Below are 13,183 nucleotides of genomic sequence, written 5' to 3' on the forward strand. Positions count from 1 at the left end.
GCCCATGAGTTGAGTTATGAACCCACAACCAGAAAATCTCGCGAAAGGCTATGACTCTACCTATCAGGAGTTTGATACTCCGCTTCAGCGAAAAATTCGAAGAGAAGCATACGGCGAAGATATCGGACAGCACTCTTGGGTCACGGTTTCAGAGCTAGAAGAAGCGAGGCAACTACTCAATTTGTCTCAGGCTGATATACTTTTGGACTTCGGTTGCGGTCCATGCGGCCCCTTAACATTCTTAGTCAATGCAAGTCGCTGTCAAGGTATTGGAGTCGATATCAGTGCCCCTGCACTGGCAGTAGGAAAAAATCGCGCAGACCAAATGGGTATCAACTCTCTGATTCAGCTACAAGAGGTAGACGGTAATAAACCTATTCCTTTCGAGAATGGATATTTTAGCAAGATTGTCTCTTTCGATGTAGTCCTCCATTTAAAAGATAGAAACAAAGCTTTTCACGAAATCGCGAGAACGCTTGTGCCAAAAGGACAATTTCTCTTTACAGACGCAGGGATTGTAACTGGAGTGCTATCGAACGAAGAAATTAAACTGCGCAGTATTAACGGATTTACTCAGTTTGTGCCACCTGGCTTCAACGAAGAACTCCTTAAAAATTGCGGGTTTCATATTCTAGAGCAACAGGATCGAACTAGCGGGGTAATTACAAATGCATCGGGCCGTATCAAAGCACGCAATAACTATCGCAAAGAACTTCTATCTATTGAAGGGGAGGAGAAATTTGAACAACAGCAAAATTACCTTCAAACAGTTGTAAACTTGGCTGAACGGAAGGCACTTTCAAGGGTTATCTATCTGACTGAAGTAGGCTTGGTATAATACTTTTTTTGATTATGAAGTTACTCTCTATAGTCCAGTTATTGGCTTTGAAAGAAGCTCAAGAAGTTTTGGAACTAAAACAGCTAGATGTTCAATTTCATTAGATTGAGACTCAAGAACTATCACCGCAATCTTGAACTTACCCAGGCTTTGTTGTGTAGCAAGATGTTGATCGATTGTAATAAAACTATCAAATCCCTCCTGCGCAAGGGCAAGAAGTTTCCCGTTCGTGATCCCATTCCAGCCAGCCTAAGTGACTGTTATCGCCTCGTGTCCAACCAGAAGTAGCCTCAGTTTTTTTGGCAAACACTCATCTATAAGAATTCTCATGCTACCTTAGTTTTGCTAACAACATCTTCGCGTAATTCATTAAGAAGCTGGGTTACTTGGTCACGTTTTACAGAGGGGAAATCGTCAAGAAACTCATCCACTGTACTGCCAGCTTCAATATAATCAAATAGGTTTTTTAGGGGTACGCGAGTTCCTAGGAAAGTAGGTGTTCCGTTTAGAATTTCAGGATTGATTTGAATAACGTCTGACATATCGCTATTATGGCGCCGTATAACAAACGAATCCACTAGATTTATTGCTTCGCTCGAAACAGATGATTCTAGCTTTTAATCCGCTAAAGTAGATATTTTATCATATGTCGAAAAGCTATCTTTTCTATGTTGTGAATGCATTTGCAAACCAACCCTTTTATGGCAATCCCGCCGGAGTCTTTCCATCTGCCAAAGGATTAAGTGATGAGCAGATGCAGGCAATCGCTAAGCAGCTGAACCTAGTCGAGACTGTTTTTGTATTACCTGCGACTGAGCAAGGCATCGATTTCCAACTTCGTTACTTTACTCCGCATCAAGAACTACCGCTTGCCGGCCATCCGACGGTTGCTACTTGGTCTGCTCTGGCAAGCGGTGGACATATCGATTTGTCTAATAAACAAGTTTTCCAACAGCAAACTAAACGAGGAATCCAGACGATAGAGCTAGAACAGATCGGCGAGTCAGTCCGGGTTCTAATGCAACAACCAGAGCCTAAATTCTTAGGTGTCGTTGAACAGCGCTCACGAGTTGCAGAGATTTTTTCGTTAAAGGAAGAAGATTTACTGCCAGGCCTGCCCGTGGAAGCAATTGATACTGGACTTGGACATATAGTTTTCGGAGTAAACTCTCTAGATGCGTTAATGCGTGTGCGCAGAAATATCGCACCATTAAAGCAGCTTTGTGCAGAATATAACGTCGCTGAAGCGCAGATTTATTGTGAAGAGACTTACGACGCAGCGCTCAGCTTACATACGCGCAATATTTGCCCCCGCGAAGGTATCGAAGATCCTGCCTGTGGTGTTGGAAACAGCGCACTCTTAGCTTACCTAATGAAAAATAAGGTCTACTCAGAGCGGACAGTTGAAATTAACGCTGAACAGGGCCATGTCGAAAAAATGCCTTCAACGATCTATGTGCGAGGCAGCTTTGATAATCAGGGAAAGATAGCTCTTGCGATTGGAGGCACTGGCGTTCTGATGGTTAAAGGAGAGTTTTTTGTTTAGATATTTGCCCTGGTAGCGGATACAAAAACACCGCAGATCTTAAATGTTAGCAATGACAATGAGTGAGATCAGTTCAAAACCCTTTTATGCCTTAGCTTCATCATTGAAGGAGAGTGGTGCAAGTACACACGGGCATCGCCTAGAGGAGACTCTCAACGGAACTTGGACGACATCGTCTGAGTTAATTGCGGAACTTGGAAGCGTAGTGCTCGAAATCCGCAGAGATTGCTCGACTCTTACTCCGAATCAAAAGCGGCTGATTAAGGATTGTCTCCGCCAAGTACACTGCACCTGGCCAGGCTTTGGCTTCTTGCGGGGTATATGGTCTCGGTGGTTTTAGCGCTAATATCAGATCGCTATTTCTTGTCTACCGGTTTACACCAGTTACATGCGCGAAAACCGCTTTGCGTTGCTTCAGCAGATGTATTGAGTGGATATTTAAAAAAATTCGAGTAGATACGCTGCGCATACTCACAATTGCGATCATGAAAAATGCGGGTCCGAAGATTCCCTACAAATCGCGCCGAGCTAAGTGCGCGCTTGCGACGCGAGCGCAAAATAAGTGCTGGAATAATTAACGGAAAAGCACCTAGCCACATGATGATCTGGAAAATAGGGGATGACTGAAATCCGCGATGCCAACCCAGCGGATACCTTGAACGGGTTAGTGATAAAAAACATAAATACATTACTACGCAAAAACAAATTAGTAGGAAGGGGCCGATTATTTTATGAGCTAGGGAAAGATTTAAGTACCATTCAAGCATGTTGTTGAGTTCTCATATCTTCAGGTATTTCTCAAGTTTTATCACCTCTACCCTTTAGGCGGGAAGATCGATATTGTTTACTTATGGCCGAGCCAAGTACGCAAATAGATCTACCTGACTTATGTTTGCCGCAGAGCAGGCTTTTTTTTATTGGTGATAAAATAATCCGTCGCGACTTAGAAAATAATCCAATCGCATCTTTAGATCTCAACTCCGTACGTGAAGTTAGATGTAAACGCTCAATTGATTGGGGCGCAGTGCTTTTTGTTTTTTTCTGTCTGCTAGTACTCTGGGCAGTTTCGGCCTATGAAATGCCTGTGCCATGGAACTTCTTTATTCAAGTTCCGCTAGGATTGATCACATTTTGCACACTGGCCTTTGCCTTGATTGAAACTGAAGTGATTGTTATCTCCGAATCAGGAGAAGTTTCTTTTCCTGTGAGTGATGCTCCTACAGATGCTAAAGCCTTTGTGGTCAGTCTTAAAGAAAGACTTCAAGCGAAACAAGCTGTAGGCTAGAAAAAAAGAATTAACCTGGAAAATAAACAGAGTATCGATGCATCGTAAATTTCTTCCCTCCTTATTGCTTTCATTTGCTCTAATATCCTGCTGGATAGCAGTTTCAATTTATGTACAGAGTCAAAGTGGTGGAACCTCATTTAGTGCAGGAACCGGACTATCAAGATTTAAAGATGGAGTAGATTTTTCACTTTCAACAGGAGTAACTCTATTTATATTTTCCATCTTTCAAATTCTTATCGATTTTAAACTAAAAGGATCAAAAGCTCTTGCGATACTCCTTGGAGTTTTCCTTCCTCCCTTTGCAGCTTTTTTCATTAATGTAATTCCGTTATTACTCGGGGGGCCATTACGTGGAGATGCTACACTTTTAATACTTCTGCCTTTTATCGCCGCTCAATCGGCAATAACTTTAATTCCAATTTGGATAACTTATGGATTGATCTTAAATTCTATCGCAAAAGATTCAACGTCAAAAAGTGCATGGTTAAAAGCTACCGGGGCGCTAAGTCTTCTGGCTGTGATAGTAATAGCTCTTTTTGGTTTTAGCCCTAAGTCAGAGCGACCATTTGAATTGATTCGAGAAGGAAATGCAGTGGAGTTAGAAAAGTTACTTGTGGAAGGTCTTTCTCCGAATATTGTTGATAAAGAGGGAATCTCTCTTCTTCATTATGGTGTATTTCATGGGTCGCTTGATGTTGTGCGGGTACTTCTAGAGCATGGAGCAGATACGGAGTATAAGAGCTTTGATAGAAATACTGCGCTCTCCTACGTTGGGCCATATGAAGATGAGCTTTTTGATCTTGTTCTTAAGCACTCAAAGAATGTTGCTCAAGATGAACAAAGCTTTTGGAATGCGCTCAATAATAACAATCTCGAGAGAGTTAAGAAGCTCATAGCAGCAGGGCAGAGGGTCCATCTTCTACGGAGTGAAGAAGTTATCAGGATGTCCATTGATAAGAATAGTTTGGAGATGCTCAAACTTCTATTGGATTCTGGCGCAGACCCTAATTCTTCAGAGAGATATTCAAAGAGGACACCTTTAATGTTAGCCGCTGGTGCTGGAAAGATTGAGTTTGTAAAGATTCTACTAGAAAAAGGAGCAGACCCCGAACTTAAAGACAAAGATGGAAGAACCGCCAAAGATTATTCTAAGTATTCTAACTCTGATGAGGTAAAAGCTCTGCTCGAGTCACTTTCTTAGCCTTGGTCTGGGGCTACTTTTCTAGATAAAACGCTAGTAATTAGGTTTCTAAAATCCAGGACAGCAAGTGCCTTGCCAAAATGCGCCATATATGGCACACTACTAATACATGCAAGTTATTCGATCTACGGAATTTGAGCGGTGGATTACATCTGAATCTGCCAAGATTCAGGCTCTAGTAGAATCTCGCGTCTTTAGAATAGAGCATTATGACCATTTCGGAGATGCCAAGTATCTTGGTGATGGGCTTTCAGAGCTTCGATGGAAAAATGGCTTGAGAGTCTATTTTGCAAGAACTGGGGCCAGAGTAGTTTTACTCTTGCATGGTGGAGGCAAGAATGAGCAAAAAAATGACATCAAAAAAGCAAAAATTCTCCTTGAACGATATACCACTTCGCAAGCTTAAACCTGGTGCGAAGGTTCACAAGGTAAGCAGTGCCAATCGCCTCAAAGATCAAGAGCTAGTCTTTAAAGCTTTTTGGCAGTGTCTTGTTGAGGAAGATATAGAGTCATTCAAAGAAATTCTTAGAACACATCTTGAAGCTGTGCATAAAGGTCAATTGGCTAAAAAATCTAAGACTTCAAGGCGGACACTTCATCGGATTCTATCACCCGAAGGAAATCCGACGTTGAAAAATATTTCCAGTGTTATTCATGCGCTTTATGGATGACAATGGAGCAACTTGATTTTGTCACACCAGACTATTTTTCACAGCAGAAGTCTAACCGAGATTTACCTAACATCTGGATGCTTGAAGTGACTGGCGTGTTAACAGCTGAGCAAACAGCAACATTGCTAAAATTTGCCCAAGATTTGGCAGCAAAAATTGAAGACTATTCGCAGCAATGGACAGGTGAAAAATGCCTGACAACTTCCTTTTTTGAAGGAAGGTAAGAAACACCGCTGCATTAGTCTGAATTGTTTTGCTAAAGCTACAATCTCGGAAGTTTTTTTGTAATCACTATGATGCCAGCTAAAATTTATTTGCAGCCATAAGTGCGGCTGTGATATAAGTAAGTTATGTCTCTTGTTTGCTTGCAATTTACGACTACGACCACAACCCCTTAGCGGGTTAAAATATTCTTTTTTCTACAATACACTCGTTTTTTTACTCTAAACCGTCAGACAATGACGATTTAGGGTTACATCATCACAGCAGAACAATTTATAGTAGGACTCTATGAAAGTCATGAAATTCGGCGGAACATCTGTCGGTTCCCCAGAAAATATCAGAAAAGTTTGTCGTATTGTTGAGCAAGCTGCCAACGAAAAGCAAGTCCAGGCAGTTGTTGTTTCGGCATTTTCAGGTGTAACAGATCTACTCCTAAAGATATCGCACCAGGCAGAAAAAGCTGAACAACAAGCGAAGCTAACATTTAAGCAGCTCTGCGATCAGCATCTACAATACGTCGAAGAACTTTTCCCGGCAAAGCATCGTAGCTTAGTCGTTGCCACAGTTAAAACTAGTTTCAATGAACTCGAAGAACTACTGCGCGGAATTGCAACCTTAGGAGAATGCTCACCTCGTATGCGCGACCGTATTGCCGCTTATGGCGAACTTTTGTCAGCATTTATTGTTGCTAAGTTTTTTTCCGAGCAGGGACTGCAAACTACGCTTTGCGATCCACGGCAATTAATCTGCACTAATGATAAATTTGGTAACGCCCACGCAGATTTAAATGTTTCAAGTCAACGCATCCAGGCAGCTTATCAAAATATTCAAGGCTTCCTCTTATTCCCAGGCTTTATCGGGGCAACAGCTAAGGGAGATACGACAACCTTAGGTCGCGGCGGGTCCGACTACACGGCGTCAATTGTTGGCGTTGCCTTAGGAGCAGCTGAAATTGAAATTTGGACTGACGTAAATGGTGTGATGACAGCTGACCCACGAGTTGTGCCCGACGCAATTTCAATCTCACAGCTCAGTTATGAAGAAGCGATGGAACTTTCTCATTTCGGGGCAAAGGTAATTTATCCTCCAACAATTCAGCCTGCCTACGCTGCCGGAATACCGCTGCGGATTAAAAATACTATGCAACCGAGCTTCCCGGGAACAGTGATTAGTACCGGCACAATCGCTCACGAATATCTAGCAACCGGCATATCTTCGATTGAGCACGTTGCATTAATCCGTGTTCTGGGCGCAGGCATGCAAGTAGTGCCAGGTAGTGCGGGCAGGGTCTTTGCGGTGCTTTCGCAGGAGAAAATTAACGTAATCTTAATTTCACAAGCTTCCTCAGAGCACTCGATTTGTTTTGCAATTGACCCAAGTCAGACAGAACTAGCGGTGAGCGCATTGAACGAAGAATTTTCTACGGAATTTAAAGAACATAAGCTGGATACGATTATCGTGCAGGATCAATGTTCCATTATTGCACTGGTTGGCGAGAATATGCGCAACCTTCCTGGCATTAGTGGTAAATTTTTTCATGCGCTGGGGAAAAATAGCGTGAATATTATTGCCATCGCTCAAGGCTCTTCTGAATTAAATATTTCAGCAGTGATCGAGCGACACGATCGAAAAAAAGCGCTGCAAGCTGTGCATGAAACATTTTTCCTTTCCAGTATTAATAAACTCAACGTTTTTTGCGTAGGGATGGGACTGATTGCACGCACTTTGACGCAACAAATCAGTGACCAGCATCAAGAATTGATCGATCAATATCGCACTGACGTGCGCCTGCTGGGTGTCTCGAATACAAAAAAAATGCTGATCGGTGAAAACAAGTTGATGCTTGATCAACTACCGCAAATTGTTGAAACCAATGGCTCACCCGCCGCAACAGATAAATTCGTCCAGCAAATAATTGATCTCAATTTGCCAAATAGCGTTTTCGTAGACTGCACGGCAAGTGAAGCAGTGCCAGAATTCTATGAACGCTTGCTCAGTGCTAATATTTCTGTCGTCACGGCGAATAAAAAAGGACTTGCCGCAGATCTTACAAAGTATCAACTCATGAAAGCTGCTGAAAAAAAGCATAACACCCTGTTTCTCTATGAGACATCAGTCGGAGCGGGCTTGCCGGTAATTAATACACTCAAAGACCTAATCAAAAGTGGTGATACGATTCTTGAAATCGAAGCAGTCTTAAGTGGAACATTAAGTTATATTTTTAATACACTAACTGCTGCTGATTCTTTTGCGGAGATCGTTAAACAAGCAAAAGATCTAGGTTACACGGAACCAGATCCGCGGGACGATTTAAGTGGTACGGATGTAGCACGCAAACTCTTAATCTTAGCCCGGGAAGCTGGGCAGGAGATCTCAATGCCTGAGATCCAAGTGCAAAGTCTCATCCCTGAAGTTTGTCGCAAGTGTTCGGCCGAGGAGTTTCTTGCGCTGCTTAAGCTGCACGAAGCCGAAATACTTAAGCCCTTTGCCGCAGCGCTAAAGCAAGGTAAAAAATTATGTTACAGTGGAGCAATTAAAGATGGAGTTGCCAGTACTTCTCTACAAGCAATTGGACCAGAGCACCCATTTTATGGCCTCTCGGGCAGCGATAACATTATTTCCTTTAAAACCAGACGCTACCATACTCGTCCGTTGATCATTAGAGGACCTGGGGCAGGGGCAGATGTTACGGCTGCCGGGGTTTTTGCTGATATCCTACGGGTAGCGATATGAAAAATCTCTCCACGGTGAAAGTCTTTTCTCCAGCAACAGTTGCCAATGTGGCGTGTGCATTTGATGTATTAGGTTTTGCACTTGAAAGTGTTGGGGATTTAATCACTGCACACAAAACTAAGGTGCCCGGGGTGAAGATTACAAAAATTATCTCACCCTATGGAGAACTTTCCCTTGATCCAAAGCATAATACTGCCTCTGTCGCAGCACAGACATTGCTGAAAAATTTGGACCCTGGACTTGGGTTTGAACTTGAGATTGAAAAACAAATGCCAATCGGAAGCGGACTTGGTTCTAGTGCAGCAAGTGCGGCAGGCGCAGTGTTTGCGCTAAATGAATTATTAAACCGCCCTTTTACACAAAAAGAACTGATTACATTTGCGATGGAGGGGGAGCGTGTTGCTGCAGGTGTGGCGCATGCTGATAACGTAGCCCCGGCATTACTCGGCGGATTTACCTTAGTTAGACAGGGACTGCCATTGGATGTGGTCAAAATTCCTTTCCCCGAACAATTAGTAATCGCTGTAGTTTGTCCATTGATTGAAGTTCGGACTGAAGATGCACGTAAAATACTTAAAAAATTGATTCCATTTAAGCGTGTGGTTGAGCAGTTCGGTAACATTGCGGGACTAGTCGCGGGGCTATGTCAGAAAGATCTAGAGCTGATTGGTCGGTCGCTGCAAGATGTAATTATCGAACCTGAACGGGCAATTTTGATCCCTGGATTTAAAGAAGCAAAGCAAAGTGCCCTTGATGCTGGAGCACTTGGCTGTAGCATTTCGGGAAGTGGACCTGCGTTATTTGCATTTTGTAAAGATTTAGCTCAGGCCCAAAAAGTTGCAGATGCGCTAGCGCTACAGTTTAAAAAGATTGAGATCGATAGCTTGGTGTTTACTTCAGCGATTAATCGCACAGGGTGTGCCGTGGTTGAAGGGCAATGAAATTCTATAGCACTAAAGATCGCTCTGTTAGTGTCAGCCTCAAAGAAGCTGTGATCAATAATCTCCCCGCTGGCGGGGGATTATATCTACCAGAGGAAATTCCGCGAATTCAACCCGGCCAGTTAGAAAGCTTAGCAAGCCTATCGTTTCCGGAGCATTCATTCGAGATACTGCATACACTTTTAACTAATTCTCTTCCGCGCAAAATTTTAGAAGCGATTTGCTACAAAGCATTTAGTTTTGATGTCCCGTTGGTTCGTCTTGCCACAAATCTTTATACACTTGAACTATTTCATGGACCAAGCCTGGCTTTTAAAGATTTTGGCGTGCGTTTCATGGCCGAGTTACTTACTTACTATCATGATGGTAGAGATCTTACTGTTTTAACTGCAACTTCAGGAGACACAGGAGGGGCAGTTGCTGCCGCTTTTTACGCGCGTAAAGGTTTCGACGTTTTTATCCTTTATCCGTCTGGGAAAGTGAGCGCACTTCAGGAATTACAAATTGCCTCACTCGGTGGAAATGTTAGGGCGATTGAAGTTGACGGAACATTTGATGATTGCCAACGACTTGTGAAATCAGCACTAGTCGATCAAAAAATTCTTGCACGACGAACGTTCTGCTCAGCAAATTCAATTAATGTGGCGCGATTATTGCCCCAAATCTGCTATTATTTTTGGGCCGTCACCAAGCTTCCTGCTAAAACCAGCCCAATTTTTTCTGTCCCGTCAGGGAACTTTGGAAATGTCACGGCTTGCTTATTAGCTAAACAGATGGGACTGCCGGTAAAAACTGTCGTTGCTGCGACAAATGTAAATGACATTGTGCCGCGGTATCTTCGATCGGGAAATTATGAGGTGCAGCAGTTTAAATCGACACTTGCTAATGCAATGGATATTGCTGACCCGAGTAACTTCATTCGCATCCAGGCGTTGTATCAAGACTCACTTGAGAAATTACAGTCTGAGCTGCAGGCATTTGCCTTTTCTGATGAGGAAACAAAAGCTGCAATTGCGTTCCTTTATCGTCAATATCGCTATAGCAGCGAGCCTCACGCTGCGATTGGCTATTTGGGGCTGAAATTGCTTTTGCAGCAGGATCCAAATTCTATCGGCGTATTTCTGGGCACGGCGCACCCACTAAAGTTTAAGGATATTGTTGAGCCAATTCTTGCTACTCAACTAGCTGAACCGGCGGAAGTTTCCAAATTTAAGGATGCAAAAAAGCGATCAATAAAAATTTCCGCGCAGCCTGCTGATTTGGCTACAATTCTTACTGCCTAAAATTTTTGCAATATTTGCTTGGCAGGGGATAGATTGATTGTCAAGAATTGCTTGGAAAGCACCCTAGATCCAGCGTCTGACACTACGTTTGTAAAGGCTAAACTTCTCGCCAAAGATTTTCTCCATAAAGATTTCTTCGCGTAAGACGTATTGATTGTGGATGATCAAAAAGAATCCGAGCACAATTAAAAAAGGAATGAGTGAACCTAAGAGTAGGGCAATGCCGATCAGGATAATTGCCATGCCTAAATAGATTGGATTTCGGCTATATTTAAATGGTCCAGAGGTGATTAATGCAGTTGACTCCTTAAATGGACGAAGTGGGGTTTCGTGTTTACGAAAGAGCGAGGCGCAATAAATTACAAGCACAAAACCAAATAAAATTAATAAAAGGCCCGTTAGGAAAATGAAGGGGTTCAGCGTGTAAAGCTTAATATTTGGTGAAAAATAATGTGTAAGTAACATCCCAACAATTGAAAGCAGTAGCCAAATTGGCGGTAGAATTTGCATATTTATTCTCTAAACGCTTATAACATAGCTCAAAGCTAAAAAGGTTAAAAGTTTAAGTCCTCTATGTCTGGATACTTGCCGAAACGTCCTAGTGAATTTCATAAAATCCCACACGCGCGTCTGGCAATTATTGCTAGCATGTGGCACCGCGAATGTGTCCAGTCGATGATAGATCGCGCTTGCAGGGAGCTTGATGCGCTTGGAGTTAAGGCGCAAAATATTTCTGTACATTACTTGCCAGGTGCCTATGAATTGCCGCTTGCTGCTCAGTTACTATTTGAGAGAGAGCAAAAGTTAGACGCGATTCTTGCTTTTGGAGTTGTGCTTAAAGGTGGCACTACGCATGACCTTACAGTGCTGCAGAATGTAGTCCAAGGTTTTGCTGAAGTATCACGTCGCTATGGAAAACCAATTATCAATGAAGTGATCGGAGTTGTAAAAATCGAAGATGCCGTCAAAAGATCTGCCGATGATCTCTTGAATAAAGGTTTAGAAGCAGTTTTTGCTGTATCTGAATTATTACATTGGAATAATTCTCTAAAACCGCCAGCTTAACTTGCGCTTTCCCTAGAAACTATACTGGCCTTTGCAGCACATATCTGTATGCGCTAACTTTACCAAGAAAATTCTTAGTATTTTGGAGAGTCAGCAATGGGCCTTAACAATTTCAGTAAAAACGCAACACTACTTAAAGAAACAGATCCAGAAATATATAATGCCATTATTGGAGAAGAACAGCGCGAATACGAAGGCATCGAATTAATCCCATCTGAAAACTACACCTATCCTGAGGTATTTGTCGCCAATGGATCCGTTTTGACAAATAAGTATGCAGAAGGTTACCCCAAAAGACGCTACTACGGCGGACAGACTTATACTGATATTGTAGAAAGTATCGCAATCGAGCGTGCTAAGCAGGTTTTTCGTGCTGAGCACGCCAATGTTCAACCACTTTCTGGTTCGCCAATGAACCAAGCCGTATACCTGGCTTTTTGTAAGCCTGGGGACACAATTTTAGGGATGGATCTCTCCCACGGCGGACACTTAACGCATGGCGCTCCTGTGTCACACATGGGCAATATTTTTAACTTCGTTCGTTACAAAACAGATCCGGAAAATCAAGGTAAAATTGACTTTGACGAACTTGCCAAAGTGGCACGAGAGCACAAACCTAAAATTGTACTTTGCGGTTACACCTCTTATCCGCGCGATTATGACTACGCTGACTTTAAGAAAATCGCCGATGAAATTGGCGCAATTACAATGGCAGATGTTTCACACATTGGTGGTTTAATTGCTGGTGGTGCAATGCGAAACCCCATGGACTACGGCTTTGATATCATGACCACAACAACTCATAAATCATTACGCGGACCACGGGCCGGAATGATTTTATGTAAAGAGAAATTCGCAAAAGCGATTGATAAGTCAGTTTTCCCGGGGTTGCAAGGTGGACCACACATGCATACTATTGCCGCAATTGCGATCACCTTAGGGAAGGCTTTACAACCTGAGTTTAAACAGTACGCTGCGCAAGTTATAAAAAACTCTAAAGTGTTGGCAGAAACATTGATGGGTCAAGGCTGTAAGTTAATTACCAATGGCACCGACAATCACATGTCTGTGATGAACACAGTTAAAAGTTTCGGAATTGATGGGAAATTAGCTGAAGAAGTTTTAGACCAGGTCTTAATAACAACAAACAAACAAGTTATTCCGGATGATCCAAACCCACCGCTTAAGCCCAGCGGCATTCGCCTAGGCACTCCTGCTGCTACGGCGCGTGGTATGAAAGAAAGTGAAATGAAAAAACTCGGTAACTGGATGGTCCAAGCTTTAAAACATCATACTGAGTCAACCACGCTAGAATCAATCAAGCAAGAAGTTAAGGCGTTTTGTCGTAATTATCCGATCCCAGGAATGTAAGACAAGTTTATTTTAAGAGGAGGC

At 42.7% G+C, this 13,183-nt stretch carries 15 protein-coding genes; 12 read left to right on the plus strand and 3 right to left on the minus strand.

Annotated elements, in window-relative coordinates:
- Positions 1 to 16 precede the first annotated feature (16 nt).
- The gene (locus JNK13_11205; GenBank protein MBL7663306.1) at positions 17 to 838 is read left to right on the plus strand and encodes a methyltransferase domain-containing protein; all 822 of its coding nucleotides are present in this window, start codon (positions 17 to 19) and stop codon (positions 836 to 838) included.
- 326 nt (positions 839 to 1,164) lie between these two features.
- Here JNK13_11205 and JNK13_11210 read toward each other — a convergent pair whose 3' ends face one another.
- Positions 1,165 to 1,380: a DUF433 domain-containing protein gene (locus JNK13_11210; protein ID MBL7663307.1), complete on the minus strand. Its 216-nt coding sequence runs from the start codon at positions 1,378 to 1,380 to the stop codon at positions 1,165 to 1,167.
- Positions 1,381 to 1,484: 104 nt separating this feature from the next.
- Between JNK13_11210 and JNK13_11215 the strand changes: the two genes are divergently transcribed.
- On the plus strand, positions 1,485 to 2,384 hold the full coding sequence (locus JNK13_11215; protein ID MBL7663308.1) for a PhzF family phenazine biosynthesis protein: 900 nt from the start codon (positions 1,485 to 1,487) through the stop codon (positions 2,382 to 2,384).
- Positions 2,385 to 2,740: 356 nt separating this feature from the next.
- Here JNK13_11215 and JNK13_11220 read toward each other — a convergent pair whose 3' ends face one another.
- The gene (locus tag JNK13_11220; GenBank protein MBL7663309.1) at positions 2,741 to 2,983 is read right to left on the minus strand and encodes a hypothetical protein; all 243 of its coding nucleotides are present in this window, start codon (positions 2,981 to 2,983) and stop codon (positions 2,741 to 2,743) included.
- A 251-nt stretch (positions 2,984 to 3,234) separates the two neighbouring features.
- On the opposite strand from JNK13_11220, the gene JNK13_11225 reads away from it, so the two are divergent.
- From JNK13_11225 to thrC, 8 genes are all read left to right on the plus strand, one after another.
- Entirely contained in the window at positions 3,235 to 3,669 is a 435-nt protein-coding gene (locus JNK13_11225; protein ID MBL7663310.1) for a hypothetical protein, read from the plus strand.
- A 37-nt stretch (positions 3,670 to 3,706) separates the two neighbouring features.
- Positions 3,707 to 4,873, plus strand: coding sequence for an ankyrin repeat domain-containing protein (locus tag JNK13_11230; GenBank protein MBL7663311.1), 1,167 nt, complete (start codon positions 3,707 to 3,709; stop codon positions 4,871 to 4,873).
- Positions 4,874 to 4,982: 109 nt separating this feature from the next.
- Entirely contained in the window at positions 4,983 to 5,279 is a 297-nt protein-coding gene (locus JNK13_11235) for a type II toxin-antitoxin system RelE/ParE family toxin (protein MBL7663312.1), read from the plus strand.
- Positions 5,212 to 5,544 (plus strand): hypothetical protein, encoded by a 333-nt coding sequence (locus JNK13_11240; protein MBL7663313.1) that lies wholly within the window; start codon positions 5,212 to 5,214, stop codon positions 5,542 to 5,544. Before JNK13_11235 ends, JNK13_11240 begins: the two co-directional genes overlap by 68 nt.
- A 2-nt stretch (positions 5,545 to 5,546) precedes the next feature.
- Positions 5,547 to 5,768 carry a hypothetical protein gene (locus JNK13_11245; protein ID MBL7663314.1) on the plus strand — a complete coding sequence of 74 codons (222 nt, stop codon included), beginning with the start codon at positions 5,547 to 5,549 and terminating at the stop codon, positions 5,766 to 5,768.
- Positions 5,769 to 6,054: 286 nt separating this feature from the next.
- A complete protein-coding gene (gene thrA / locus JNK13_11250; protein MBL7663315.1) occupies positions 6,055 to 8,499 on the plus strand; it encodes a bifunctional aspartate kinase/homoserine dehydrogenase I in 2,445 nt (814 codons plus the stop codon).
- A complete protein-coding gene (locus JNK13_11255) occupies positions 8,496 to 9,440 on the plus strand; it encodes a homoserine kinase (GenBank protein MBL7663316.1) in 945 nt (314 codons plus the stop codon). Before thrA ends, JNK13_11255 begins: the two co-directional genes overlap by 4 nt.
- Entirely contained in the window at positions 9,437 to 10,723 is a 1,287-nt protein-coding gene (thrC, locus tag JNK13_11260; GenBank protein MBL7663317.1) for a threonine synthase, read from the plus strand. The genes JNK13_11255 and thrC overlap by 4 nt, the downstream gene beginning before the upstream one ends.
- A gap of 63 nt (positions 10,724 to 10,786) precedes the next feature.
- Here thrC and JNK13_11265 read toward each other — a convergent pair whose 3' ends face one another.
- Positions 10,787 to 11,233 (minus strand): isoprenylcysteine carboxylmethyltransferase family protein, encoded by a 447-nt coding sequence (locus tag JNK13_11265; GenBank protein MBL7663318.1) that lies wholly within the window; start codon positions 11,231 to 11,233, stop codon positions 10,787 to 10,789.
- A 63-nt stretch (positions 11,234 to 11,296) separates the two neighbouring features.
- On the opposite strand from JNK13_11265, the gene ribH reads away from it, so the two are divergent.
- Entirely contained in the window at positions 11,297 to 11,788 is a 492-nt protein-coding gene (gene ribH, locus JNK13_11270; GenBank protein MBL7663319.1) for a 6,7-dimethyl-8-ribityllumazine synthase, read from the plus strand.
- A gap of 96 nt (positions 11,789 to 11,884) precedes the next feature.
- Positions 11,885 to 13,159: a serine hydroxymethyltransferase gene (locus tag JNK13_11275; GenBank protein MBL7663320.1), complete on the plus strand. Its 1,275-nt coding sequence runs from the start codon at positions 11,885 to 11,887 to the stop codon at positions 13,157 to 13,159.
- Positions 13,160 to 13,183 lie beyond the last annotated feature (24 nt).

It is taken from the genome of bacterium, from assembly GCA_016786595.1.
Lineage (GTDB): Bacteria > Bdellovibrionota_C > UBA2361 > SZUA-149 > JAEUWB01 > JAEUWB01.